At 72.7% G+C, this 25,321-nt stretch carries 25 protein-coding genes; 17 read left to right on the top strand and 8 right to left on the bottom strand.

Annotation, left to right across the window (positions count from 1 at the left end; genetic code table 11):
* Nucleotides 1–20: 20 nt before the first annotated feature.
* The 6 genes from AB0H12_RS03605 to AB0H12_RS03580 all read left to right on the top strand — a co-directional run bounded on the left by AB0H12_RS03605 (nucleotide 21) and on the right by AB0H12_RS03580 (nucleotide 7,256).
* On the top strand, nucleotides 21–2,405 hold the full coding sequence (locus tag AB0H12_RS03605; RefSeq protein ID WP_499620534.1) for a GH92 family glycosyl hydrolase: 2,385 nt from the start codon (nucleotides 21–23) through the stop codon (nucleotides 2,403–2,405).
* Between the two features lie 347 nt (nucleotides 2,406–2,752).
* Nucleotides 2,753–3,301 (top strand): DUF1062 domain-containing protein, encoded by a 549-nt coding sequence (locus AB0H12_RS03600; RefSeq protein ID WP_499620533.1) that lies wholly within the window; start codon nucleotides 2,753–2,755, stop codon nucleotides 3,299–3,301.
* A gap of 96 nt (nucleotides 3,302–3,397) precedes the next feature.
* The gene (locus AB0H12_RS03595) at nucleotides 3,398–4,180 is read left to right on the top strand and encodes a class I SAM-dependent methyltransferase (RefSeq protein ID WP_499620532.1); all 783 of its coding nucleotides are present in this window, start codon (nucleotides 3,398–3,400) and stop codon (nucleotides 4,178–4,180) included.
* 36 nt (nucleotides 4,181–4,216) lie between these two features.
* A complete protein-coding gene (locus AB0H12_RS03590) occupies nucleotides 4,217–5,623 on the top strand; it encodes a serine hydrolase domain-containing protein (protein ID WP_499620531.1) in 1,407 nt (468 codons plus the stop codon).
* A gap of 20 nt (nucleotides 5,624–5,643) precedes the next feature.
* Nucleotides 5,644–6,603: a sensor histidine kinase gene (locus AB0H12_RS03585; protein WP_499620529.1), complete on the top strand. Its 960-nt coding sequence runs from the start codon at nucleotides 5,644–5,646 to the stop codon at nucleotides 6,601–6,603.
* Complete coding sequence (locus tag AB0H12_RS03580) at nucleotides 6,600–7,256, top strand: response regulator (protein WP_499620528.1); 657 nt, start codon at nucleotides 6,600–6,602, stop codon at nucleotides 7,254–7,256. The genes AB0H12_RS03585 and AB0H12_RS03580 overlap by 4 nt, the downstream gene beginning before the upstream one ends.
* Here the strand turns inward: AB0H12_RS03580 and AB0H12_RS03575 are convergent.
* Nucleotides 7,226–7,927 (bottom strand): MerR family transcriptional regulator, encoded by a 702-nt coding sequence (locus AB0H12_RS03575; RefSeq protein WP_230572245.1) that lies wholly within the window; start codon nucleotides 7,925–7,927, stop codon nucleotides 7,226–7,228. The two genes, AB0H12_RS03580 and AB0H12_RS03575, sit on opposite strands and share 31 nt — an antisense overlap.
* A 115-nt stretch (nucleotides 7,928–8,042) precedes the next feature.
* On the opposite strand from AB0H12_RS03575, the gene AB0H12_RS03570 reads away from it, so the two are divergent.
* Nucleotides 8,043–8,927: an ABC transporter ATP-binding protein gene (locus AB0H12_RS03570; protein WP_499620526.1), complete on the top strand. Its 885-nt coding sequence runs from the start codon at nucleotides 8,043–8,045 to the stop codon at nucleotides 8,925–8,927.
* A complete protein-coding gene (locus tag AB0H12_RS03565; RefSeq protein WP_499620524.1) occupies nucleotides 8,924–9,775 on the top strand; it encodes an ABC transporter permease in 852 nt (283 codons plus the stop codon). The genes AB0H12_RS03570 and AB0H12_RS03565 overlap by 4 nt, the downstream gene beginning before the upstream one ends.
* 5 nt (nucleotides 9,776–9,780) lie before the next feature.
* Here the strand turns inward: AB0H12_RS03565 and AB0H12_RS03560 are convergent, their stop codons facing one another.
* On the bottom strand, nucleotides 9,781–10,713 hold the full coding sequence (locus AB0H12_RS03560; RefSeq protein ID WP_499620523.1) for a hypothetical protein: 933 nt from the start codon (nucleotides 10,711–10,713) through the stop codon (nucleotides 9,781–9,783).
* 102 nt (nucleotides 10,714–10,815) lie between these two features.
* Nucleotides 10,816–11,451 (bottom strand): hypothetical protein, encoded by a 636-nt coding sequence (locus tag AB0H12_RS03555; protein WP_499620521.1) that lies wholly within the window; start codon nucleotides 11,449–11,451, stop codon nucleotides 10,816–10,818.
* 17 nt (nucleotides 11,452–11,468) lie between these two features.
* Between AB0H12_RS03555 and AB0H12_RS03550 the strand changes: the two genes are divergently transcribed.
* The 6 genes from AB0H12_RS03550 (at nucleotide 11,469) to AB0H12_RS03525 (ending at nucleotide 17,072) form a co-directional block, all read left to right on the top strand.
* On the top strand, nucleotides 11,469–11,627 hold the full coding sequence (locus AB0H12_RS03550) for a hypothetical protein (protein ID WP_499620520.1): 159 nt from the start codon (nucleotides 11,469–11,471) through the stop codon (nucleotides 11,625–11,627).
* A 97-nt stretch (nucleotides 11,628–11,724) separates the two neighbouring features.
* Nucleotides 11,725–13,227 carry an amidase gene (locus tag AB0H12_RS03545; protein WP_499620519.1) on the top strand — a complete coding sequence of 501 codons (1,503 nt, stop codon included), beginning with the start codon at nucleotides 11,725–11,727 and terminating at the stop codon, nucleotides 13,225–13,227.
* A gap of 34 nt (nucleotides 13,228–13,261) precedes the next feature.
* Nucleotides 13,262–14,116 carry an NAD(P)-dependent oxidoreductase gene (locus tag AB0H12_RS03540; RefSeq protein WP_499620517.1) on the top strand — a complete coding sequence of 285 codons (855 nt, stop codon included), beginning with the start codon at nucleotides 13,262–13,264 and terminating at the stop codon, nucleotides 14,114–14,116.
* Nucleotides 14,117–14,326: 210 nt separating this feature from the next.
* The gene (locus tag AB0H12_RS03535; RefSeq protein ID WP_499620516.1) at nucleotides 14,327–14,857 is read left to right on the top strand and encodes a hypothetical protein; all 531 of its coding nucleotides are present in this window, start codon (nucleotides 14,327–14,329) and stop codon (nucleotides 14,855–14,857) included.
* A 118-nt stretch (nucleotides 14,858–14,975) separates the two neighbouring features.
* A complete protein-coding gene (locus AB0H12_RS03530; protein ID WP_499620515.1) occupies nucleotides 14,976–16,595 on the top strand; it encodes a tannase/feruloyl esterase family alpha/beta hydrolase in 1,620 nt (539 codons plus the stop codon).
* Nucleotides 16,596–16,715: 120 nt separating this feature from the next.
* Nucleotides 16,716–17,072 carry a DUF6292 family protein gene (locus AB0H12_RS03525; protein WP_499620513.1) on the top strand — a complete coding sequence of 119 codons (357 nt, stop codon included), beginning with the start codon at nucleotides 16,716–16,718 and terminating at the stop codon, nucleotides 17,070–17,072.
* Between the two features lie 57 nt (nucleotides 17,073–17,129).
* Here AB0H12_RS03525 and AB0H12_RS03520 read toward each other — a convergent pair whose 3' ends face one another.
* Nucleotides 17,130–17,696, bottom strand: coding sequence for a hypothetical protein (locus tag AB0H12_RS03520; RefSeq protein ID WP_499620512.1), 567 nt, complete (start codon nucleotides 17,694–17,696; stop codon nucleotides 17,130–17,132).
* A gap of 6 nt (nucleotides 17,697–17,702) precedes the next feature.
* Entirely contained in the window at nucleotides 17,703–18,863 is a 1,161-nt protein-coding gene (locus tag AB0H12_RS03515) for an L-histidine N(alpha)-methyltransferase (RefSeq protein WP_499620510.1), read from the bottom strand.
* Between the two features lie 178 nt (nucleotides 18,864–19,041).
* Here AB0H12_RS03515 and AB0H12_RS03510 point away from each other — a divergent pair, with 178 nt between their 5' ends.
* Nucleotides 19,042–22,101, top strand: a complete 3,060-nt coding sequence (locus AB0H12_RS03510; protein ID WP_499620508.1) for an AfsR/SARP family transcriptional regulator — start codon at nucleotides 19,042–19,044, stop codon at nucleotides 22,099–22,101.
* Between the two features lie 272 nt (nucleotides 22,102–22,373).
* On the opposite strand, the gene AB0H12_RS03505 is transcribed toward AB0H12_RS03510, so the two are convergent.
* Nucleotides 22,374–22,553: a hypothetical protein gene (locus tag AB0H12_RS03505; protein WP_499620507.1), complete on the bottom strand. Its 180-nt coding sequence runs from the start codon at nucleotides 22,551–22,553 to the stop codon at nucleotides 22,374–22,376.
* Nucleotides 22,554–22,697: 144 nt separating this feature from the next.
* Nucleotides 22,698–23,069 carry an ArsR/SmtB family transcription factor gene (locus tag AB0H12_RS03500; protein WP_499620506.1) on the bottom strand — a complete coding sequence of 124 codons (372 nt, stop codon included), beginning with the start codon at nucleotides 23,067–23,069 and terminating at the stop codon, nucleotides 22,698–22,700.
* An 81-nt stretch (nucleotides 23,070–23,150) separates the two neighbouring features.
* Between AB0H12_RS03500 and AB0H12_RS03495 the strand changes: the two genes are divergently transcribed.
* Together AB0H12_RS03495 and AB0H12_RS03490 are read left to right on the top strand one after the other, a co-directional pair.
* A complete protein-coding gene (locus tag AB0H12_RS03495) occupies nucleotides 23,151–24,089 on the top strand; it encodes a cation diffusion facilitator family transporter (protein ID WP_499620505.1) in 939 nt (312 codons plus the stop codon).
* A gap of 117 nt (nucleotides 24,090–24,206) precedes the next feature.
* The gene (locus tag AB0H12_RS03490; RefSeq protein ID WP_499620504.1) at nucleotides 24,207–24,869 is read left to right on the top strand and encodes a hypothetical protein; all 663 of its coding nucleotides are present in this window, start codon (nucleotides 24,207–24,209) and stop codon (nucleotides 24,867–24,869) included.
* A 57-nt stretch (nucleotides 24,870–24,926) separates the two neighbouring features.
* Here the strand turns inward: AB0H12_RS03490 and AB0H12_RS03485 are convergent, their stop codons facing one another.
* Nucleotides 24,927–25,316, bottom strand: a complete 390-nt coding sequence (locus AB0H12_RS03485; protein WP_499620503.1) for a helix-turn-helix domain-containing protein — start codon at nucleotides 25,314–25,316, stop codon at nucleotides 24,927–24,929.
* Between the last annotated feature and the right edge of the window lie 5 nt (nucleotides 25,317–25,321).

The following is a 25,321-nucleotide window of genomic DNA, read 5'->3' as shown; positions in this document are numbered from 1 at the left end:
GTCGAGAGTTGGGGGACGCGGTGCGGGTGCTCACGGCCGGGTTGGCGATGGTGCTGGCGGCGGGGTTGGCGGTGCCGGCCACCGCGTCGGCGAAGGACGCGGTCGGGCACGTCGACCCGCTGATCGGGTCGGCGGGCGGCGGCAACACCTACCCCGGCGCGGTGCGGCCGTTCGGGATGATCTCGTGGAGCCCGACCAGCACCCGCGGCGACCAGACCAACACCGGCGCGGCCAACGGGTACGCCTACGACGCCACCAGGGTGCGCGGGTTCAGCCTCACCCACGTCAACGGCGCGGGCTGCCACCCCGGCGCGGCGGGCGACGTGCCGATCATGCCGTTCGTCGGCGAGGTCACCGGCTCGCCGACCGCCGACGTCCGCGACGAGGTCTACGCCGCCGACTTCTCCCACGCCGACGAGTCGGCCACGCCGGGCCGTTACGCGGTCAAGCTGGCCTCCGGCGCGGCGGCCGACCTGAGCGTGACCACGCGGGCGGGCGTCGGCGACTTCACCTTCCCGCGCGACCGGCCCGCCGCCCTGCTGTTCCGGGTGTCGAACTCGCTCAACGGCAGCGAGGACGCCGAGGTCACCATCGACCCGGCCGCGCGCACGGTGTCGGGGTCCGTGCTCACCGGCGCGTTCTGCGGCCGTCGGGCCAACGGTGGCGCGAACAACAAGAAGACCTACTACCGGCTGCACTTCACCGCGTCGTTCGACCGCGCGTTCGCGGGCACCGGCACGTGGGTCGACGGCGCGCACCAGCCCGGCGGCACCACCGCGACCGGCGGCGAGGGCTACGAGACCGGCGCGGCGCGGCAGGGACGCGGGTCGGGCGGCTACGTCACCTTCGACACCTCCCGTGACGACGACGTGCGGGTCCGGGTCGGCATCTCGTACACCAGCGCGGAGGCCGCGCGGCGCAACCTGGACCGCGAGATCCGGCCCCACGACAGCGTGGACGACGTCGCGGCCGACGCCCGCCGCGAGTGGGCGCGGCAACTGCGCGCCGTGGAGGTCGCCGGCGGGACCGAGGCGCGGCGCACCACCTTCTACACCGCCCTCTACCACGCGTTCCTGCAACCGAACGTGACCAGCGACGTGGACGGCACGTACCTCGGCAGCGACCGGCAGGTGCACCGCCTGGAACGCGGCCAACGCGCCCAGTACGGCAACTTCTCCGGCTGGGACCAGTACCGCGCCCACACCCAGCTCCTGGCCCTGCTCGAACCGCGGATCGCCTCCGACTACGCCCAGTCGCTGCTCAACCTGGCCCGCCAGAACGGCGGCGTGTGGGACCGCTGGGTGCACGTCAACGGGCCGACGCACGTGATGACGGGCGACCCGTCCGCGCCCGCGTTGGCGGGCATGCACGCGATGGGCGCGCGGGACTTCGACGTGCGGTCGGCGTTCGAGTCGCTGGTGCGCCAGGCCACCGTGCCGCACCCGGACGGCCTGTCCGACAAGGGGTGCCCCGGCCAGTGCGAGGGGCAGCGGCCGAACCTGGCCGAGTACCTGCGCCTGGGCTACGCGCCGCAGGACACGTGCCACTGCTGGGGCGGCGCGGCGGAGACGTTGGAGGACGCCGCGGCCGACTTCGCGTTGGCCGACTGGGCACGGCGGCTCGGGCGCGACGACGTGCGGGACGCGTTGCTGCCGCGGGCGGGTTGGTGGCGCAACACGTTCAACCCCTCGGCCGGGGGTGTGGGCGTCGGCTACCAGCAGGCGCGGAGGTCGGACGGCACGTGGGTGTCGCCGTTCAGCCCGTCGTCGGACGTCGGGTTCGCCCAGGGCACGAGTTCGACCTACACGTGGATGGTGCAGCACGACGTGTCCGGGCTCGCGGCGGCGATGGGCGGGCGTGAGCGGGCGGCCCAGCGGTTGGACGCGTTCTTCCGCAAGCCGGACGGCTCGTGGGCGACGGGTGGCGACGGGTTGCGGTACGACCCGACCAACGAGCCCGGCATTCACACGCCGTGGCTCTACAACGCGTTGGGCCGGCCGTGGAAGACGCAGGAGACCGTGCGCGCCATGGCGTCCCTGGTGTACCGGACGGGACCGAGCGGGCTGCCCGGCAACGACGACCTCGGCACCATGTCGGCGTGGTACGTGTTCGCCGCGCTCGGCGTGTACCCGCAGACGCCGAGTCGGGCGGAGCTGTTGCTGTCCAGTCCGATGTTCGTGAAGGCGAAGATCAACCGGAACGGTGGGCCGACGATCACCATCAGGGCGCCCGAGGCGTCTCCGTCGAATGTGTATGTGGGTGGGGTGACGGTGAACGGGCGGGCGCACGGCAGGTCGTGGCTGTCGGAGGAGTTCGTTGCGCGCGGTGGTGAGCTGGTTGTGGACGTGGCTGCGGTGCCCGACACGTCTTGGGGTGTTGCGGAGTTGCCGGTCGATCACGGGTGACGGGGTCGGTGGTTGAGGCCGGCTCGATGTGACACGGGCCCCTTACGGGCCCGAACCGATGTCAAATCGGGCTTGGGTGCGGTTGCTGCGGGTCCGTTGTGGTGACGGTTGGGCAAGCCGCTTCCTCGCCGGCTGCGTGCAGTGCGGCGCGACTCGAGCCGTCCTCGGAAAACCGGTGGAGTGAAGGTGTGGTGCGCCGTTAGCGTGCTGGCGAGTCACGTCGTCTAGGCAAGGGCGAGCCGTTGCAGATTCTGTGAGACCTCCCAAGAGCTGATCAGTCGCGCGTCGCGCCTTGTGCGCCCGCGCTCCTTCTGCTGCGGACTTCTCACAGAACCGGTGTATTTCCTGTGCTCAAAAACTGGATGGTCGTGCCCACCCGCCTGCCGCTCGTTCAGCGCCGTTGCCACGTGTGCGCGTCCGATCGCTTCCGGGCTAGCGGCAAGTTCCGCGTCAACGCGAACCACAAGGTCCTCGACGCCTGGCTCCTCCTGCTCTGCGCGGCGTGCGGGGACACCGTGAAGCTCACGGTCCTGGAGCGGGTCAACGTGCGTTCCGTGCGGTCCGAGTTGTTGGATCGGTTGCACGACAACGACCTCGGGTTGATCGCCGACCTGCTGCAGGACCCCGTCTTGCGACGTCGCAACCGCATCGCCCTCGACTGGGACGACGCCTGGCGTCTCGACACCGGCGGATCGGATCACCTGGACCACGAGGTGGTCGACGTGTCGGTCCGGTTCGCGGCGCGGATCCCCGTTCGGCCGGTGCGCCTGATCGCTGACGCTTTCGGTCTGCCGCGGGGTGAGGTCGAGAGGCTCATCGCGGAGGGGAAGGTTGTGTCGGCGGTCCGGTTGAGCGGCAAGCTGTCCGGCGACTTCACGTTCACCTTCAAGCGCTGAGCTTCGGGGTCGGGGCCTGTCCGGCACGATCCGGCGGGCGGGCCCTGGCCGAAAACCACGGCGCGGTAGGCAGGTTCGCGTCGTAGGCTGCGGATCGTGGTGGATCTCGGTGCGGAGCTCTTCGACCGGGTGGCCGCCGATTACGACCGGGAGGTGCCGTTCTTCGCCACGTTCGGCCGGCGGTTGGTCCAGTGGGTCGCGCCGGAGCCCGGCTCACGGGTGTTGGACCTCGGCGCGGGGCGGGGTGCGGTGACCGCGGCGCTCGTGGCTGCCGGCTGTTCGGTGGTGGCGGGGGACGTGTCGTCGGCGATGTTGGACGGGTTGCGGGAGGCGCTGCCCGGGGTGGACGCGAGGGTGCTCGACGCGCGGCGTCTCGAGCTGCCCGACGCGTCGTTCGACGTGGTGCTCAGCGGTTTCCTGGTGCACGTCCTCGACGCCGATGCGGTGTTCGCGGAGGTGGCGCGGGTGCTCAAGCCCGGTGGGGTGTTCGCGTTCTCCGTGCCGGGTCCCAGCGCGGACGGTGGGTGGTGGGCGGCGTACGGGCGGATCGTGGACGAGTTCACCCGTCGAGTCGGGGAGGTGACGCGGCACGAGCCCGTGACGTGGGGTGAGCGTGCGGGTCGGGTGGGGCTGCGGCACGGTGGGCGGATCGGGACTGAGGCGTCGTTCCCGGTCGACGGGCCCGAGGCGTGCTGGTCGTGGCTGATGTCGCACGGCAACCGGTGGTTGTACGACGCGCTGCCGCCGGTGGACCGTGACGCGTTCCGCGCACGGGTGCTCCGCAGCCTCCGCGAGGACCACCCGACCGGCGGGGTGGACCTGGTCGCCGGCGCGGAGTTCTACCACTTTCGTCAGGGGCGGGTCGGACCCGTGGACTGATGTCCGGGCAGGTCGGCGATTCCTACCGTCATCGGCATGAAGGCAATGCCGATCCTGATCGCGGTCGCAGCCGCGGCGCTCCTGAGCCCCGCCGCGCACGCCGCGCCGAGTTCCATCGACGACTACCTGGCCGAGGTCATGCACGACACCGGGCTGCCGGGCCTGTCGGTGGTGGTGACCCAGGGCGACCGTGTCGTGCACGCTGCCGGGTACGGCGAGGACTCCGAAGGGGAACCTGTCACGGCGGACACACCGATGCGGATCGCGTCGGTCAGCAAGTCGTTCACCGCGATGGCCGTGATGACGCTGGTGGAGGACGGTCGGATCGCGCTGGACGAGCCGGTGGCCGACCAGCTGCCCGGCTTCACGATGGCCGACCCGAGGTTCGCCGACGTCACCGTCCGGCACCTGCTGAACCAGACCTCGGGCTTCTCCGACACCACGATCGACGTGACCGCGCTGGAAACCGCCACCTCCCTGGGCGACTACACCGCCAAGCTGTCCCCCGGCTCGTTGGCCGCCGACCCGGGCACGCATTACGAGTACTGCAACGTGAACTACGACCTGGCCGCGCGGGTGGTCGAGGTGGCGAGCGGCCGGACGTTCGACGACTACCTCAAGCAGCACGTGTTCGGGCCGCTCGGCATGTCGCGCAGCACGGTGTCGACGGACGACATCCGACCCGCCGACGGCTACAACTCGGTGTTCGGCGCGTGGCTGAGCAGGCCCGAGCTGCCCGGGTTCCACAGCGGCGGTGGCGGTGTCGTCACCACGGCCGCCGACATGGGCAGGTGGCTGATCAGCCAGACGGGCAACGGCGCACAGCTCGTGTCGCCCGAGGGCCTGCGCGCCATGCACACCTCGTCCACTGTGGACGACTACGCGATGGGCTGGATCCCCGAGCGGGGACCGGACGGCGTGGAGCAGCTCGTGCACCCCGGGAACCTGTTCACCTACTCGGCCGTGCAGGCGATCGTTCCGAGCACTGGGCACGGGTTCGCGGTGCTGGTCAACAGCGCGTCGCTGTACGACGCGACCTACGACATCCTCAACGGCCTGGTCGCGGTGAGCCAGGGCCGTGATCCGGCGCCCGCCGACGGCGGTCGGCAGACGTTCGAGCTGGTGCTGGGCTTGATCGCGTTGGCCGCCATCGGTCTCGGGGTGCTCGGTGTGCGGCGGTCGGCCCGGTGGGCACGACGTCGGGCGGGCACGCCTGCGTGGCGGGTGGCGTTGCGGTTCGTGCCGCTGCTCGTGCCGGGCGCGCTGCTGGCGGCCTACCCGGACCTCACCTCGATCCTGGTCAACGGGCGCACGGTCACGTGGGCGCAGCTGACCTACTTCGCCCTGCCGTTGACGATCACGGTGGTCGTCGCGGCCCTGGCCGGCGTGGCGACGGCCACGGCCCGGCTGCTCCGCCTGCGCGCGACGGTCCACACCGGATGACCCTCGGTAGGGTCCGCACCATGCTGAACGGCGTGGTCCTCGCGGTGCTCGCGCTCGCGGGGCTGCTCAACGGGCTGGCCACGGACGCGTTGCCGGTGTGGCGGCAGCTGCTCTACCCGGTGCTGGCCGTGCTGGTCCACCTGCACGGCCGGTACCGGCCGGTGCGCCGGGGCGGGCTGGTGGTCGGCGCGGCGGCGGCGGTCGGGCTGGTGATCGCGGTGGTGCGGGTCTGGGAAGGTGTCGGCGCGTTGGCGAGCGTAGGCCTGTTCGTGGCGCTGCCGTGGCTCGCCGGCCGGTTCCGGCGGCAGCAGGCCGAGCTGATCGAGGTGGGACGGGAGCGGATCGTGCAGCTGGAGCGGGCGCAGGAACTCGTCGCCGATCGCGCCCGGCTGCGTGAGCGGGCCCGGATCGCGGCCGACATGCACGACTCGCTCGGCCACGAGTTGACGTTGATCGCGCTGCGCGCCGGCGCGTTGGAGCTGACCGCCGACACCGAGCCCACCCGCCGGGCCGCGGCCGGTCTGCGGGAGTCGGCGGTGACGGCCACCGACCGCCTGCGGCGCACCGTCGGCGTGCTGCGGGAGGGCGCCACCCCGTTCGAGCCGCCGGACGAGACCGTGGAGGCGCTGGTGGACCGGGCAGCCGCGGCCGGCCTGCCGGTGGTCCTGACCCGGACCGGCGACACCACCCCGCTGCCGCCCCTGCTGGACCGCGCCGTGCACCGGGTGGTGCAGGAGGCGCTGACCAACGCCGCCCGGCACGCGCCCGGCGCGCCGGTCACCGTGGAGCTGGCGACGACCGACGAGGTGCTGGTCACCGTGGCCAACCCGGTCGACCGGACGCCCGCCGGCGACGGCGGCGGCAGCGGCTTGGCGGGCCTGGCCGAGCGGGTCCGGTTGGTCGGTGGCACGCTGCGGTCGGGTGTGGTCGACGACCGGTTCACGGTGACCGCCCGACTGCCGCGGGAGGGTGGGGCATGATCCGCGTGCTGCTCGCCGACGACGAGGCGATGGTCCGCGCCGGCGTGCGGGCGATCCTCGACACCGACCCGGGCATCGAGGTGGTCGCCGAAGCCGCCGACGGGCGTGAGGCGGTCGAGCTGGCGCGGGAGCACCAGCCGGACGTCGTCCTGCTGGACATCCGGATGCCCCGCCTGGACGGCCTGGCCGCCGCCGCGGAACTGCGCCTGGCCATACCGGAGGTCGCGGTGGTCATGCTGACGACGTTCGACGAGGACGAGTACGTCGCGCGGGCGTTGGGTGAAGGGGCCAACGGCTTCCTGCTCAAGGCCGCCGACCCGAGGGAACTGCTGATCGGCGTGCGCGCGGCGGCCGAGGGCGCGGCCTACCTCTCGCCCAGGATCGCCCACCGCGTGGTCGCCGACCTGCGCGGCGGGCGCCTCACCCGCTACGACCAGGCCCGCAAGAGGGTCGACACCCTGACCGGACGTGAGCGCGAGGTGTTGGCGCTGGTGGGGCAGGGCTTGTCCAACCAGGACATCGCCCGGCGCCTGACCGTCGCCGAGGGCACGGTGAAGGCGCACGTCAGCGCGATCCTGCAACGCCTCGACGTGACCAACCGGGTCCAGGCCGCGATCCTCGCCTACGAGGCGGGACTGACCACCGCCAGGTAGCCGTGCAGGGCGGCGGCGGCTTCGAGCATCGACCGGGCCCGCCGGCCGATCTCGGCCTCCCGGGCGGTGATCGCGGCGCGCAACGCGTCCGCGCCGCCCGAGCTGCGGAACTCGTCCATGATCGGCTTGATCGTCGGCAGCGGGTAGCGGCTCTGCCGCAGCGTGGCCACCAGTCGGGCGTCGCGGACGTCCGTCGGGCCGAACCGCCGGTGCCCGTCGGTGTCGCGCTTCGGCAGCAGCAGACCCGCCGCCTCCCACACCCGCAACGCCGACGGCCGCACGCCGAGCCGTGCGGCCAACTCGCCCACCCGCAGCCCGGTCCGCGGCACGGTGTCCGGCGGGTGCCCGGCCACCGCCTCCAACGCCTCCGCCGTCGCCCGCAACGCCAGCCGCTGCCCGTGCGCCGCCGCGTGCTCGGCGTCCACCCGGACCAACGCCTGGTCGGGCGCGCCGTCGTGGACCGAGCGCATGATGGCCTTGGCGGCGTCCCACCCGTACCCGCGACCCAGCGCCCGGTACGTCGTCAACGCCTGCCGGTGCCGCTCGTCGAACACCCGGTACCCCGCCGGTGAGCGTTCGGCCGGCGGCAGCACCCCGGCGTCGAGGTAGTTGCGCACCTGCTGGGCCGAGATGCCCGCGGCACGGGCCAGATCCACCGGGCGAAGACCCACCGGCAAGCACCCCACACGCGTTCGGGTTCAACGGGAATTTGAAGGTTTTCCGACACCTTGCTCGCACAAGTCGCGGAAAGCCTCAACAGGATACTTCAACGATACGGTTCAAGACATGAAAACCAACGACAACCAGCGGGAACCGTCGGTTGTGCAGACGCGCGGCCTGCGCATGCGGTACGGGTCCACCGACGTGCTCAAGGGCGTCGACCTGACCGTCGGACCGGGGGAGGTGGTGGCGCTGCTCGGGCCCAACGGCGCGGGCAAGACCACCACCATCGAGATCCTGGAAGGCTTCCGCAAGCGGTCGGCCGGCGAGGTCCGGGTGCTCGGCGTCGACCCCGACGACGGCGACGAGGCGTGGCGCGCCCGGCTGGGCGTGGTCCTGCAGTCGTGGCGCGACCACGGCCGGTGGCGGGTGCGTGAGCTGCTGTCCTACCTGAGCCTGTGCTACGAGCCGTACCGCGGGCGGGCGTTCGACCTCGACGAGCTGATCGGGTCGGTCGGCCTGACCGACCACGCCGACAAGAGGATCGGCACGCTGTCCGGCGGGCAGCGGCGGCGGCTGGACGTCGCGGTCGGCCTGGTCGGGCAGCCCGACCTGCTGTTCCTCGACGAGCCGACGGTCGGCTTCGACCCCGAGGCCCGGCGTGAGTTCCACGAGCTGGTGCGCGGCCTGTCCGGCACCTCGATCCTGCTCACCACCCACGACCTCGCCGAGGCGGAGAAGCTGGCCGACCGCATCGTGATCCTGGTGGCCGGCCGGGTGGTCGCCGACGGCACGGCGGCGGAACTGGCCGCCCGGATCGCCGGCGAGGCCGAGGTGCGGTACCGGCTGGGCGGTGAGGAGCACGTGCTGTCCGTGGCCGACTCCACCGGTTACGTGCGCGAGCTGTTCGCCGAGCACGGCAAGGCGGTGGACGACCTCGAAGTGCGGCGCGCGAGCCTGGAGGACGTGTACCTGGCGCTGGTGCGCGAGTCCGAGCTGGTGACCGCGTGAACGCCCGGGTGGTGGCCGTGCGCGCGGGGGTGCGGCGCGGTCGGATCGAGTTCGGCCACACCATGGCCAACGCGGGCGAGCTGATGGGCTGGCTGTGGCTGCCGGTGGTCGCGCTGGTCGTGATGTACGCGTTCGGCGACGGCACGGTGCCCGGCGTGGACTTCCCGTTGGGCGCGCAGGCCGTGCCGGGGATCCTGGCGATGAGCGCGGTCTTCTCCGGCCTGATGGGCCTGGCGATGACCCTCACCATGGACCGCGAGGACGGCACGTTGCTGCGGGCGAAGGCGACGCCGAACGGCGTGCTCGCGTACGTCATCGGCAAGGTGCTGGGCAAGGCGGCGATGACGGTCGCGGTGCTCGTGCTCATCCTGGTGCCCGCGATGCTGCTGTTCGACGGCCTGCGACCGGGTCGCCTGTCGACCTGGGTCACCTTGGTGTGGGTGCTGGTGCTCGGCCTGCTCGCCGTCCTGCCGATCGGGGCGGTCGTGGGCGCGGTGTTCGGCAACACCCAGAGCCTCGGCTTCGTCACGTTGCTGATCATGGCGCTGGTGGCGGTGTCGGGCGTGTTCTACCCGATCACCGCCCTGCCGGGGTGGGTCCAGTGGATCGGCCAGGCGTTCCCGCTCTACTGGCTGGGGCTCGGCCTGCGGTCCGCCCTGCTGCCGGACGCGGTCGCGGTCGCCGAGATCGGCGGCTCGTGGCGGCAACCGGAGACCGTGATCGCCCTCGGCGCGTGGGCCGTGGTGGGCCTGGCCCTCGCGTCCGTCGTCCTGCGCCGCATGGCCCGGCGTGAATCGGGCTCGTCCGTCGCGGCCCGCCGGGAGCAGGTCGCGCAGCGGTTCGACTGAACGGCTCAGTCGAACAACGTCGGCAACTCGCCGCGTTGCGACGCCTGGAGCACCCGACCGATCCGCGCGCCCGGCGCGGTCGGCGCGAGCACCCGCACGACACCGGTCTGGTCGGCGGGCTGCTCGGCCGTCGCGCCGGGCAGGGCCTCCGCCCAAGGCGCGGTCTCGAGGTTCGTCCGCACGAGGTCCTTGAGCGCGTTGGGATTCTCGTCGGGCACGCACACGACCTCGGTGCTCTCACCCGCCGGCGTCGTGCGCACCCCCGCCGCCACCGGCAACCCGTTCTTCGGCTTGCTGATCAACGCGGCCGAGACGTCACCGAGGCACCGCGCCAACTCGCCGATCATGGGGTCGTCGGCCAACGACTGATTCCCCGGCGGCTCGGTGACCCACTTCAGCGACTCTCCGGCGGGGGAGTGCACCACCGAGCCCGCCTCCACCCGCACCTGCTGGAACCCGGTCACGATCCCGGCCTCCGCCAACGGCCCGTCCGGGTCGATCTCGTTGTCCTCACCGGTCGTCCAGACACCCGAGCCACCACGCCGCCCACCCAACCCGGCGAGCTTGGCGTCCACCCCCGGCACGTCGACGTCCATCCGCAGCACAGCCGCCCACTTCGGCGACTGCCCCACCCGCAACGCCGTGCTGGCCTTGCCCGGGTCGAACCCGACCAGGTCGGGCAGCACGCGGCTGTGCCCGGCCAGGTCGGAGTACCCATAACCCTGCAGGTCCCGGAAGCGCTGGGGGTCCTTGTCGAGCAACGCCCGCACCGCCGCCACGTCCCCGTACTCGACCAGCACGGACGACTCGGCAGTGGCCCGCACACCCGCCAGCGCGCCCAGCAACCCGGTCTGGGGCTTCTCCTGCGGCACGCCGGCCTCGGCAGCGCACCCGGCCAGCAGGACGGCCACCAACGCCACGCTCGAACGCTTGTTCACCAACCGAATGCTAGATCCGAACCTCTTTCGACACTCCTGTTTTAAGCGAAGGCGCCCTCACCACCCCCCGCCAACCTTCCGAACCCACCAGCCGGCCCCGAATCACTCCTGGGGTATCTCCACCCCGATCTCCTCCCCCAACCGCGCCCCACCCACCAGATCCAGCTCGTCACCACTCCAGAACCGTCCCGGGTCGTACCAGTTGACCCGACGCCCGCTCGGCAGCAGCCCCATCTCCTCGTAGGTCACCGCCACCACCTCCGCGCAATACGCCGTCTCCAACGTCGTGTCCGAAGACTCGCGCAGATTCGGCAACCGCCCGCGCAACCACCGACCGGCCAACCTCGCCGTCGACGGGAACGGCGTCCCGTTCAGCCGCGCCACCGTCTTCAGCACGGCGTCGTCCTCCTCCCGCGTCGTCGGCCGGTCGAGTTGCCGCAGCCACGCCCGCTGCCCGTACTTCCGCGCCCACACCAGCACCGCGTCACGCAGGTCGTGCAACTGCACGCCGCGGTGGTGCGTGCCGGTCCACACGTCCGGCAGGGAGCGGCCCATCTCGGCGTGCCACATCAACGGCGGCAGGTCCTCGACGGCCACGGTCATGCCGACGTGGTTCACCGGGCTGTTCGTGGTCACCCGGATCGCCCGGTCGGCCACCGAGCTGCCGCGGAACAACCAGATGTCACCGGTGCGGGTGAGTTCGACCGCCTCGTCCAGACCGATCTTCGTTCCAGCCATCCCGGTAGCCTAGGCAGATGCGCTGGTGGAAGCTGCTCGGACTGGCCGGTGTCGCGGGTGTCACGGCGACCGGGGTGGTGATCGCACGGGCCGAACGCAAGCGTCGCGCCTACACGCCCGACGAGATCCGCGAACGGCTGCACGCGCGCGTCGACCAGGGAGACGCGCCACGATGACCCGCACCGACCGCGCCCCCACCCGAACCCACGCCCCCCGAAACCCCCGACCAACGGCGGGTTGACCGCGAACGGTCCCCGGGACTGGGGTACCAGCATGCGATCCCTGCTCGGGGCCCTGCTGTGCGTGCTCGTCGTCGCCCCACCGGCCCACGCCCGCACCCGCCCGGTCGAGAACCTGGACGCGGCCACCATCCCGCACCTGGTCCGCCGAATGGACGCCGGCACCCTCACCTCGGCCGACCTCACCCGCGCCTACCTGCGCCGCATCGAGACCGTCGACCGCGAGGTCCGCTCGGTCGTCGCGCTGAACCCCGAAGCGCTCGCGCAGGCGGCGGAGAGCGACCGGCGACGTCGGCAAGGGCGGGCGAAGGGCCTGATGGACGGCATCCCGGTGCTGCTCAAGGACAACATCGACACCAGGACCATGGGCAGCACCGCCGGTTCACGTGCCCTGCGCGTGCCGCCGCGAGACGACGCCGAGCTGGTGCGACGCCTGCGTGACGCGGGCGCGGTGGTCCTGGGCAAGACGAACCTGTCCGAGTGGGCGAACTTCCGCTCCACGTCGTCCACGTCCGGGTGGTCCGCGACCGGCGGGCAGACCAACAACCCGCACGTGCTCGACCGCAACCCGTGCGGCTCGTCGTCGGGCTCTGGCGCGGCGGTGGCGGCGTCGTTGGCGCAGGTCGCGGTGGGCACGGAGACCGACGGCTCGATCGTGTGCCCGGCCGGCCAGAACGGCGTGGTCGGTCTCAAGCCCACGCTCGGCCGGATCAGCGGCGACGGCATCGTGCCCATCTCGTCGCGGCAGGACACGGCCGGTCCCATGGCCCGGCACGTGGTGGACGCCGCGATCCTGATGTCCGTGCTGGAGGGCAAGGGCGTCGACCACGCGTCGGGCCTCGGGTCGGCGACGGTGAACGGCAAGCGGGTCGGCGTGTGGCGCAAGGCCGGGCGCAACGCCGAGGCGGACCGGGTCGTGCAGTCGGCGGTGGACGTCCTGCGGCGCTCCGGCGCCGTGGTGGTCGAGGTGGAGCTGCCGTACCAGCAGCAGGTCGAGGCCGCCGAGTTCCCGGCGTTGATCACCGAGTTCAAGCACGACCTGGAGCTGTACCTGAAGACGCGACCGGGCGACGTGCCGAGGACGTTGACCGAGCTGATCGCGTTCAACGAGGCCGACCCGGTGGAGCTGGGCGAGTTCGGGCAGGAGCTGTTCGTCGAGGCGGCGAAGGCTCCGCCGCTGACCGATCCGGCGTACGTCGAGCAGCGCCGGACCGCGACCTCGCTCGCCCGCCGTTCGATCGACGAGGTGCTGGCCGCGCACCGGCTGGACGTGATCATGGCGCCGACGAACGGGCCGGCGTGGCGGACCGAGTACGGCGGCGGTGACGCGTTCGAGCTGGGGTCGTCGACGCCGGCGGCCGTGTCCGGGTACCCGAACGCTTCCGTCCCGGCGGGTTTCGCCGGGCCGTTGCCGATCGGGGTGTCGTTCATGGCCGGGTACCGGGAGGACGCGACCGTGCTGCGGTTCGCTGCCGCGTTCGAACGGGCGGCGCCCGCCCGCCGGGCGCCCGGATACCTGGCGTCGTCGCCCTCGTGATGCGGTCCACCGTCCTGGATGGAATGTTGGGTCCATGCGCGCGGTGGTGTTGGGAACGGGTCTGATGGGCGCCGGGATGGCGCGGAGCCTGCTGCGGTCCAAGATGGACGTCGTGGTGTGGAACCGCAGCGTGGCCAAGGCGCGTCCGTTGGCCGACGAGGGTGCGCTGGTCGCCGACGACCCGAAGAGCGCGGTCGTCGGCGCGGACGTCGTGCTCACGATGCTGTTCGACGCCGACGCCACCGCCGGGGTGATGGCCGAGGCGTTGCCGTCGGTCGAGCGCGGTGCGGTGTGGGTGCAGTGCGGCACGGTCGGCTTGGACGGTGTCGACCACTTGGCGGAACTGGCCACGACGTACGGCGTGCCGTTCGTGGACGCGCCCGTCCTCGGCACGCGCGCACCGGCGGAGCAGGGGAAGCTGACCGTTCTGGCGGCCGGTCCGGTGGAGGTGCGGGAGTTCCTCGCGCCGGTGTTCGACGCCATCGCGCTGCGCACGGTGTGGGCGGGTGAACGGCCCGGGGACGGGCAGCGGCTCAAGCTGGCGGCCAACTCGTGGGTGCTGTCGATCACGGCTGCGACCGCGCAGGCGGTGGCCTTGACGCGCGGGTTGGGGTTGGACCCCGACGCGTTCTTGGAGTTGATCGCCGGTGGTCCGGTGGACAGCACTCATGCGCAGGTCAAGGGACGGGCGATGATCGACGGCGAGTTCACGGCGTCGTTCGGGGTGGACGGCGCGGTCAAGGACAGTGAGCTGATCATGGCGGCGATGGCGGTGGCTGGTACCGACGATCGGCTGATGCGGGTGTTGAACGAGCACTACCGGGTGGCGGCGGGGCGGGTGGGGGAAGGGGCGGACATGGCCGCGGTGGTTGCGGCATTCGGGTCTTGAGCTGGGGGGTCGGGTTCCGCGTGGTGGTTGAGTTCGGGTCGGTGGTCACGCTCAAGCCCGGCTCGATGTGACGGGGTCGCCGGCGCAGATCCCGAGTGCGCCGCCGGTCGTGATCGTTGGGGATTGGCCTGTCCGCCGTCGGCAGGTGGGAGTTACCGTCGAAGCGGGTACCAGTGGGTGACAGGTGCCGGACGGGGTGGAGGTGGTGGTGTGGGGTCCGGTGGGTTGATCGCCGCCGCCGCGCTGGCCGGTGTGGTTGCCGCTGGGGCTGGTGGGCTCGCGGCGCCTGGCGATCCGGACGAGATCTGGCGCGACACCGGTCTCCGCGTGGTCGATCGGGCGACTCGCGCTGACGACGAGTGCGTGTCCCACTCGTTCGGGCAGGTGCAGGAGTTGTTGAAGGCCGTACCTTGCGCAGCCCTCGATCGGATGCTGTTCACCCTCACGGACGACAAGGGTGGGACGGCCGTCGTGTTCGTCGCCTGGATCGAGTTCGACGACCGCGACAAGGCCCGCGAGTTCAAGAGGCTCGAGGACATCCACGGCACCGGCGACCTCACGCCGCTGTCGGGGTCCCTACTCCAGATCGCTGACGTCCCGTTCACGGCGCACAACTACGACTCCGCCGTGCTCGACGGCGTCACGGTGGTGATCGCCGAGGCGGAGAACGTCGCCGGTGGCTTCACCTCCGCGTACTTGGACGACATCGCGGGCGTTGCGGTGCTCACACCCCGTCCCTGATCCATTTCCGGTCCGCCAACGCCCCGAACAGGGGATACTCCGCACGAACGGGCTGGGTCCGGCCGCCGCCGGACCCGGGATCCGATCGGTGCGCGAGTGATCGGCAGAATGGGCGGGGATGGAGGTGCGCGTGATCCGGTGGGGCGTGCTGGTCGGCATCGTGGTGGCTCTGGTGGCCGCCCTCGCCGCCGCGCCCGGCGAGCAGGGCACGACGATCCGGCCCGTGGCCGAGTGCGCGGACCTGGTGCGCGACTTCGAGATCCCCGGCACGCGCGCGCACGTGACGCAGGCGGAAGCGGTGGGGGAGGGCGACGAGGCGGCGCACTGCGCCGTGCTCGGGTACGTCGAGCCGGAGGTCCGGTTCCACCTGAAGCTGCCGACCACGACCTACACCGGCCGTTACCTCCAGTACGGCTGCGGCGGGTTCTGCGGCGAGCTCGTGTCGCCCTCGTTCCCCGACTGCGGACCGGACGTCGGCGGTGTCGCGGTCGCCGCCACGGACGACGGGCACGTCGGTCGCGGCACGGTCCGGTCGGCCGACGGCAGGCCCGCCGCCGCCAACCAGGCCGCCCGCGACGACTTCGCGTTCCGCGCGCCGCACGTGGTCTCGATGGCAGCCAAGCGGGTCATCGAGGACTTCTACGGCGACCCGCCCTCGTTCTCCTACTTCACCGGCTGCTCCAACGGCGGCCGGGAAGGGCTGCTGCTGGCCCAGCGCTACCCGCACGACTTCGACGGCATCATCGCCGGCGCGCCCGCCAACTACCAGAGCCCGCTCGTGCTCTACCAGGCGTGGCTGGCCCGCACGAACACCGGCGCGGACGGGCTGCCGGTGCTCACGGCCGATCTGCTGCCCCTGCTGCACGACGCCGTCGTGCGGCACTGCGACCGCATCGACGGCCTGGTGGACGACCAGATCGATGACCCGCGCCGGTGCGACTACGACCCCGCGCCGTTGCTGTGCACCGCCGCCGGCGGCAAGTGCCTCACGCCCGAGCAGCTCGACGTGGTGCGCAAGTTGTACGCGGGCCCGAAGGACGCCCGAGGCAAGCGGCTCTACCCGGCCGGGCAGGAACGCGGCTCCGAGCGGGCCTGGGTGGACTGGATCACCCCGACCACCAGTCCCCGCGCCGCCACGTTCTCCGCCCTGCTCGCGGACAACTTCCTCAAGCACATGGGCTTCCCGGTCGGCTCGCCCGGCTCGTCGCTGGCCGACGTCGAGTTCACCGCCGAGGAGTTCGCCCGGCTCAACGTCGAGGGCGTGCGCGGCAACGCGATGAGCCTCGACCTGGACGAGTTCCGCGAGGCGGGCGGCAAGCTGATCCTCTGGCACGGCTGGAGCGACCAGGGCGTTCCGCCGCGCGCCCTGCTCGACTACTACGAACGGCTGGCGCAACGCGACGGGGACGTCCGCTCCTGGGCCAGGGTGTTCATGGTCCCCGGCATGCACCACTGCGGTGGCGGCGGCACGCTGACCGGGTTCGACCCGATCCGCGAACTGCTGGCGTGGGTGGAGCACGGCGCCGCGCCGGACCGAGTCGTCGCGACGGGCCGGGCCGGCGACGCGGTCCGCACCCGGCCGGTGTTCCCCTACCCGCTGACCGCCCGTTACGACGGCACCGGCAGCGTCGACGACGCGGCGAACTTCGTGGCCGCCCCACCGGCGGAGCCGACCCGGGACGCGGTCGACTGGGTGGGCTCCTACCTGTACGAAAAGCCTGGTCCGGTCGCTCCCTGACGTCTCGCCGGCCAGAAGTCCGGACGTACGGGTTTTGAAACCGCACGATCGGGTTACCCCGGACCGCGGCGAGTGGTCGGTGCCGACCGGGGACATCGGGTGCGGGGACGGTGGTGCGAGATGGACTGGGAATTCGATGACGACAGCGCGGTGCGCGCGGTGCTGGCCTACGTGTCGGACGTGACGCGGGCGCTCGGCCTCAGCGGCGAGTGCTCGTGCGTGCAGTCCCACGGTTCCCGCCTCGGCGCCTACCTCGCGCTCGACGGTCACCTGCCCGGCTTCACCGACCGCGACGTGGCCCTGCTGTGGGACGAGGACCGCGGCTGGTCGGTCGCGGTGGAGACCGACAGCGCCGAGCCGCCGTTCGTGCTGGCCAGGCTGCGCGGCCCGGTCCGGCCGGAACCCGCCGTCGTGGCGCGCTGGGTGGACGGGCTGGACCTCGCGCCGGCCGACGGCGGGCTGCTGGCCGCGAGCTAGTGCCGCGAGGCGCCTGCCGAGCGCCCGAAGACGCGGCGAAGGTTGCCGGTCGCGGCGCTAGGGCCGCACCGGCCCGCCGAGGGCGTCCTGGGCCTCGTCGAGGAGCGTGCGAACGCCCTGGAAGAAGCTGCTGGCGCTGTGCAGCGCCGTGTGGAACTGCTCGGCCTTCTCGTCCGACGCGCTGGTGAACACCAGCATCTCGGTCAGCTCCAGCCGCCGGTTGACCGACGCGACCGCCGTGCGCCACCGGTGCAGCAGGTCGATCAGCTCGGCGTCGCGGTGCGGGCTGAGCGCGCCCGACGACAACGCCGAGTCCACCGCCGACTGCACCAGCCTCGGGTACACCCGCCTGCCGCGCGAGCTCGCGCTGAACGCCTCGCCGTCCAGCGTCTCCCGGTTGCGCGCCATCTCCAGCCGGATCGACTCGATCGCCTGGTTGCGCTGCTCGCGCTGCGACGCCCACCGCTCGGCGAAGATGCCCGTGATGCCCGCGAGCAGCGCCAACGAGTTCACCGCCGGCTCCCACCGCTCGCCCGGCGCCGACACGACGAACCAGCTCACGCCCAGCCCCATCGCCACCGCGAGCGCGCCGAACGTGAGGGCCGTGATCGCGATGCGGGTCATCGGGGGTCAGTTCCCCCAGATGACGTTGGCCACGTCGTCGACCGCCCTCGGCGCGGGCACCGGCTCGCCGGGCGCGAGCAGCAGCAGGTCCATGCCGAAGCCCTGCGACGAGCGCGGCACGCCGAAGTCGGAGTGCGTGCCGGTGACCTTGCGCATCCCGGCCTCGCGCACGATCCCGTCCAACGCCTTCCGGGCGTACTTGCGGGTCAGGTAGAGGCGGATGGTGTCCCGGTCGGGGAACGGCACCCGGTTCCGGTCGGGCAGCATCATCATGATGTCGCCGCCGGTCTGGTTCTGGTAGACGACCTTGACCTTCAACGCCCGGTCGCCCTCGACCGCGCCCCGGAACTGCACCGCGTCCACGTTGATCGTCAGGTCGGTGTTGTGCAGCAGCGAGCTGGTCACGAACTCGCGGTACGCGCGGCTGCGGGCGTACTCCTCGACCGCGTCCTGCGCCAGGTCGTCGTTCAACGCCTCGGTCGTGGCGACCTCCAGCAGGAACAGGTCCTGCGGCCGGACCAGCGCGGTGAGGTTCGCGAGCAGCTCGCCGTCGTGGTCGAAGTTCGCCAGCGTGTTGCCCAGCAGCGAGTAGAGCACCGGCTCGTCGCCGACCAGCCGGTGGATCAGCTCGCGCAGCTCGGCCAGGTTGTCGGGGATGGAGAAGTCGAGCTGCACCGGCACCACCCGGTGCCCGCGCAGGCCGACGCGGTGCGTGGCCTCCTGCGTGCCGAGCCGCAACATCTCCGAGCTCATGTCGACCGGCACGTAGAGCAGGCCCGGGTTGTGCTCCAGCAGGTGCTCCAGGACCAGCCGGTCCTTGTGCCCCGTGCCGACGCCGAAGCTGACGTGGTGGAAGCCCTCGCCGACCCGGCCGCGCACCCGGCCCCAGCGGCGGGTGAACGAGTCCAGGCTCTGCTTCATCACCAGGTAGAACGGGTCGGCGCAGGCGTGCGCCCAGGCGATCGTCGGCCCGATGCCCCAGTAGGCGTAGCCGGAGGCGATCTGCTTGCCGTCGCCGCTGGTCGACGGCTTGCCGAGCAGATCGCTGGTCAGCGCGGCCAGCTTGTCCCGCTGGTCCTCGCCGACGAGCACCAGCGACCAGGCGAAGTCCGACTCGTCGATGGCCCTGGCCAGGTCGCCGACCAGCTGCCCGTCGCTCGCCGTCACTCGGCCTCCTCCGCTGTGGGTCCGCACGGTGAGCCTACCGATCACCACCGACAGTCATGTGCTTTTCGCCGCGGCAGTGGGCCGGTGGTCGAGCACGGGTCCGGCCTGCTGTCCGGGACAGCTCCGGACAGCCGGACAGCCTGTGTCCGGGCCGGGACTGTCGCTAATTTCACCGGTCATGGGGGGCACGGTGCGGTTGTCGGTCCTGGGTCCGGTCGAGGTGGCGCACGGGGATCGGCTGATCCCCGTGCCGGGTCCGCAGCTCCGGTGCGTGCTGGCGGTGCTGGCGTCGGAAGCCGGTCGCGTGCTGCCGGTGGCGCGGTTGGCGGAGGCGCTGTGGGAGGTGCCGCCGCCGACCGCCCGCGGCACGCTCCAGGTGTACGTGTCGAGGCTGCGCAAGCTGCTCGGCGGGCTCGGCGTGGCGCTGGTCGGCACGGGCGGCGGCTACCGGCTCGACATCGATCCGGCGGACGTCGACCTGCACCGGTTCCGGGAGGACGTGGCACGGGCGCGGGCCACGGCCGACGTGGCGGTGCGGCGGCGGCTGCTCGCGACGGCGCTGGGGGAGTGGCGCGGCGCGCCGTTGGCGGACACGGCCGACGGCCCGCTGCGCAACCGCCTGGTGGTCGCGCTGGCCGAGGAGAGGCTGGCCGCGCTGGAGGACCGGCTGGAGGCCGACCTGGAGCTGGGTCGGCACCACGACGTGGTCGGCGACCTGACCGCGTTGGCCGCCGAGCACCCCGGGCGGGAACGCGTGGCCGGGGCCCTGATGCTCGCCCTGCACCGCTGCGGACGGCGGGTGGAGGCGCTGGAGGTCTACCGGCGGTTGCGCGGGCTGCTGATCGAGCATGCGGGCGTCGAACCGGGTGCGGACCTGCGCCACCTGCACCAGCGGCTGCTGGCCGACGCCGACACCCCGGCGCCCGCCGCCACGCCGACGCCTCGCCAGCTGCCACCGGCCGGTGACCTGGTCGCGAGGGACGGCTACCTGGCCGAGTTGGACGCCCTGCTCACCGCGCGGGCGGCGGCTCGGCTGGGGGACGGGCCGCTCGCCGCGGTCGCCGGACGTGCCGGTGGGGCGGACCTGGACCCGAGGGCGGTGTCGGGCGCCGGTTCGGTGGCGGGGGATCGACGTGCCGTTCCTGCCGGCGGGCCCGTCGTGGTCGCGCTCGTCGGCACACCCGGTGTCGGCAAGACCGCGCTCGCGCTGCGCTGGGCGCACCGCGTCGCCGACCGGTTCCCCGACGGGCAGCTCTACGCCGACCTCGGCGGGCACGGGGAAGGCGAGCCGGCGCCGCCGCGTGCCGTGCTGGGCGAGTTCCTGCGCGCGTTGGGCGTGCACCGCGACCACGTGCCGGAGAGCGAGGCCGAACGCTCGGCGCTGTGCCGGTCCCTGCTCGCCGACCGCCGCGTCCTCCTGGTCCTGGACAACGCCCGGTCCGCCGAGCAGGTCCGGCCGCTGCTGCCCGGCGCGCCCGGCTGCGCCGTCGTGGTCACCAGCCGCGCGGAGCTCGCCGGCCTCGCCGCCCGCGACGGCGCGCACCCGGTCGCGGTCGTGCCGCTGTCCACCGACGACGGCGTGGCGCTGCTGCGCGGTGTGCTCGGCCGACGCGTGGACGGCGAACCGGCCGCCGCCGCGCGGTTGGTCGACCTGTGCGGCGGGCTGCCGCTGGCGTTGCGGGTCGTGGCACACCGGGCCGTGCGCCGACCCTCGACGACGTTGACCGCGCTGGCCGCGCAGCTGGCCGACGAGACCAGGCGGATCGACCTGCTCTCACCCCCGGACGACCCGTCCGCCGCGGTGCGCGCCGTCTTCTCCTGGTCCTACCGGGCGCTGCCGCCCGCTGCGGCGCGCGTGTTCCGGCTGCTCGGCGCGTTACCCGGCGCGGACTTCGACGCCGAGGCGGCCGGGGCGGCCACCGGGTCGGACGTCCGCCACGAGCTCGCCGTGCTCGCCTCCGGCCACCTGGTGGAGGAGATCGGGCTCGACCGCTACCGGCTGCACGACCTGCTGCGCGTGTACGCCGCCGAGCTGGCCGACCCCGACGAGTCCGCCGCCGCCGTCGCCCGGGTGCTCGACTGGTACCTGGACCGGGCGGCGGCAGCGGTGGCCGCGGTCGAGACCGACGCGGGCCCCGGCGACCGCGACACCGCCGCGCGGTGGCTGGAGGCCGAACGCCGCAACCTCGTCGCGGCCACCCGCCTCGCCGCCACGTCCGGCCTGCACGAGCACGCCTGGCGGCTGCCGAACACGCTGTGGCGGCACTGGTTCACCCTCGGCCTGCTGGACGACTGGACCGCCACCCACGAGGTCGGCCTGACGTCCGCGCGCGTCCTCGGCGACATCCGGGCGCAGGCCGAGACGCTGAACGCGCTCGGCGTCGCCCACCAGACCTCCCAACGGCACACCGACGCGGTGGACGCCTACGAGCAGGCGTTGGCGCTGTGGGAAGAACTCGGCGACCACGCGGGCGCCGCGCGGACGTTGACCAACATCGCCGTCGTGCACTACCTGGCCGGGCGCTACCGGGACGCGGTCGAGCAGGGCGAGCGGGTGCTGGCGCTGCGGCTCGGCCAGGACGACGCGTTCGGCGAAGCGGTCGCGCACACCGCGCTCGGCGGCTTCCACCTCAGGCTCGGCGACCCGGCCCGCGCGCTCGACCACGGCCAGCGGGCGTTGACCGTGTTCGAGAAGCTGGCCAACCGGTTCGGCGTGGCCGCCGCCACCCTCAACCTCGGGCACGTGCACCGGCGGGCGGGCGAACCCGACCGCGCGGCCGCGCACTACCACGACGCCCTGGTCCGGTTCCGCGAGCTCGGCGACCAGCGGCACGAGGGCGAGGCGTTGTGCGGGCTGGGCTCGGTGCACCTGGCGCGCGGCGGGCTCAGCCAGGCCCGCGACCACCTCGACGCGGCGTTGGCGGTCGGCGTCGTGGCGGACGACCCGCCCTTGCTCGGCGAGGTCCGGTACCAGCTGGGGCTGCTGCGCCTGGCGACCGGCGAGCCGGAACTGGCGTTGCGGCACTTCGAGCACGCCCGGCGCCTCGGCGGCCGGTACGAGCGGGCACGCGGGCGCCACGGGATGGCACGGGCGGAGTGCGCCGCGGGGCGGCACGGCGAGGCGGCGCGGTCGTGGTGCGCGGCGGCGGAGGGGTTCGCCGCGCTCGGCGTGCCGGACCGGGCGGTGCCGGACTGCCCGGTGTGCGCGGCGCGGGTCGGCGCGCAAGGCGGGCCATGAGCGCGTTGCTCTTGTGCGCCACCGGTCGACGGTCGTGTCGAGCCGGTGGTCGACCCGGATCGCGGGCCCGTTGCCGGAGTCGGCGAAGTGTGGATGCGCTCCAGCTCGGCCTCGTTCGCCCGAACCCGTTCGACCGTCCACTCGGGAGGGACGAACTCGGTCACGCCCACCGCGTCACGTCACCCAGCCGTCGCTGGTTTTTCGCTTCACCGCAACGAAAACGGGGCCGTGGGCTGCTGCCCACGGCCCCGTCGGGGGACAACCGCCGCGCTTCACCGGGAAACCGGCTGGAGCTCGCGACCCGACGCGGTGAGGTGCTCCCAGGTCCGGCCGCGCTGGCTGGGCGGCGCTTCGCCGTCCGCCGTGCACGTCGGGTACACCAGGCCGTAGGGGACGGGTTGGTGGAAGAGGTCTCCGCTGCGGATGTCGATCAGGTCCCGCGACTGCGCCATCACGGCCTCCCGTCGCGGAAGGGGGAGGGGGAGGTGCCCATAGTCCTGCTCCTCGTCGAACCGGGTGGGGAGCTTCGGATACCCGCTGAGCTGCACTGATAAGCCCGGTTCGTTGCGACGTAAGGGTGAAACCGCCGGTGCCGCTCAGTGCTTGTGGTGCGCGACCTCCTGCTCGGCGTCGTCGGCGGGCGGGATGTCCCGGTCGACGTGGTCGGCGTGGTAGAGCGCTTGCGCCAGAAGGGATTTCACGTGGTCGTTCGCGGCGGAGTAGTAGACGAACGTCCCCTCCCGACGGCCCTTCACCAGACCCGCGAGGCGCAGCTTGGCCAGGTGCTGGCTGACCGCGGTCGGCGCGGCGCCCGCCAGTTCGGCGAGGCAGGCCACCGAGGACTCGCCCTGCAACAACGCCCAGAGCACCTTGATCCGGGTCGGGTCGGCGAGCAGGCGGAACGACTCCGCGGCCAGGTGGACCTGCTCGTCGTTGGGCATGTCGAAGTCCGACAACGCGGTGTGCATGGCGCAAGCCTACTTGGTTGCGTATCTGCGTGACTGCGCAGGTATGCTGACAGCTCCCACAGGTCGACCAGAGGCGGAACGGTGACCGACAGAACGCACGGACATGGCCACGGGCACGGGCACCGCTCGGCGGACCGCGTGGACAGCGCCCTCGAGAGCAGCAAGCGCGGGATGCGGGCGCTGGTCGTCTCGTTCGTGGCGCTGTTCGCCACGGCGGTCGTCCAGGCGGTGTTGGTGCTGGTCACGGGCTCGGTCGCCCTGCTGGGCGACACCGTCCACAACGTCGCCGACGCCCTCACCTCGGTGCCGCTGGCCATCGCGTTCGTGCTGGGCCGCCGTGCCGCGTCCCGCCGGTTCACCTACGGCCTCGGCCGCGCGGAGGACCTGGCCGGCGTCGTGATCGTGCTGGTGATCGCCGCCTCGGCGGTGTACGCCGGGTACGAGTCGGTGCGCGGCCTGCTCGACCCGCAGCCGGTGCGGCACCTCTGGGTCGTGGCCGCGGCGGGCGTGGTCGGGTTCCTCGGCAACGAGCTGGTCGCCCGCTACCGCGTGCGCGTCGGCCGGGACATCGGCTCGGCCGCGCTGGTGGCCGACGGCCTGCACGCCCGCACCGACGGCTTCACCTCGCTGGCCGTGGTGCTGGGCGGCGCCGGCGTGGCCCTCGGCTTCCCCGCCGCCGACCCGCTCGTCGGCCTGGGCATGACGGTCGCCATCCTGGTCGTCCTGCGCGACGCGGCCGGCGAGGTCTTCGGCCGGCTGCTCGACGCGGTCGACCCGGCGTCGGTGGACCTGGCCGAACGCGCCGCCGCGCAGGTCGACGGCGTGGTGCGGGCCGACCGGGTGCGGATGCGCTGGACGGGCCACGTGCTGCGGGCGGAGCTGGCGATCGCGGTGGACGCGGGGCTGAGCGTCGAGCAGGGCCACCGCATCGCGCACGAGGTCGAGCACCACCTCAAGCGCGCCGTCCCACGCCTGACCGCCGTCACCGTGCACACCGAACCGGCGACGGACGGGGCCTGACTGCCGCCGGTTGCGGGGTGGGGACCGTGCAACCGGCTGAACTCCTACTACTAAACCACTTCTGACCAGCAAAAACAAGACTTGTATACCCCTTTGGGAGCAGTCACCCTTGCCACCATGAGGTGGGGACCTTCTGGTGAACTCAGCACTGTCCTGTGGATCGGTGGCGCGCAGTGGTCGGGCAAGTCGACCGTCGCCTGGCTCCTGTCACGCCGATTCGGACTGACCGCCTACCACTACGACTTCCACGACGCCCGAGGCCACTACGACCGCGCCCTGGCGCAGGCCGGTCGCTACCCGCACCGGCACGCGTGGCAGACCCTCCAGGCGCACGACCCCGACACGACGTGGGTGCGGCCGTCGCCGCAGGAGATGGCCGAGCACAGCAAGCACAGCCACGCCGAGCGCTTCGGCATGGTGCTCGACGACCTGCGCGCCCTGTCCAGCGGCCGTCCGCTCGTCGCCGAGGGGTGGGGTCTGCGGCCGGAGCTCGTCGCGCCGCTGATCGCCGACCCGCGCCAGGCCGTGTTCCTGGTGCCGACCGAGGCGTTCCGGCAACGGCAACTGCGCGAACTGCCCAGGGCGGCCAAGGTCTCCGCGGCGGTGAGCGACCCGGAACGGGCGCAGGCGAACCGCCTGGAGCGTGACCGCCTGCTGGCCGAGGACGTGGTCGACCGGGCGCGGGAACACGGCCTGCGGGTGATCGAGGTCGACGGCCGGCTCAGCGTCGGCGGCCTGACCACCGTCGTGGCCGAGCACTTCGGCCCCTGGCTGGGCTGATCGGGTCTGTCGTCGGCCCCCGTCGTCCGCACGGCGGGGCCGACGACGGCGCGCGGGTCAGGGGAGAGGGGGCATCTCCAGCGCCAACGTGATCAGCGAGTGCACGCGGTTCGCGATGGCCGTCAGCACGCCGTGCGCCTCCGGCGACGCCGATTCCGCCGCCGTCTGCAACGCCCGCAGGTCCTCGTCGATCCGGTCCAGGATGGGGCCGACGTCGGCCTGCCGCGTGGTGAACGCGGTCGCGATCTCGTCCAGCGGCACGCCCTGCACCTCCAGCCGCTGCACGAGGTGGATGCGCTCCACGTCACCGGGCCCGTAGAGCCGGTAGTTGCCCGCCGTGCGCTGCGCGGGCGAGATCAGCCCCAGGCTCGTGTAGTAGTCGACGGTGCGGATGCTGACGCCGGCGCGCGCGGCCAGCTCGCCGATCTTGAGCAGCACCTCCGCCACCGCTC

The sequence above is a fragment of the Actinosynnema sp. NPDC023794 genome, from assembly GCF_040639675.1.
Lineage (GTDB): Bacteria > Actinomycetota > Actinomycetes > Mycobacteriales > Pseudonocardiaceae > Actinosynnema > Actinosynnema luteola.
The sequence above is the reverse complement of the archived record's forward strand: the minus strand, read 5'-3'. Positions and strand labels throughout refer to the sequence as shown.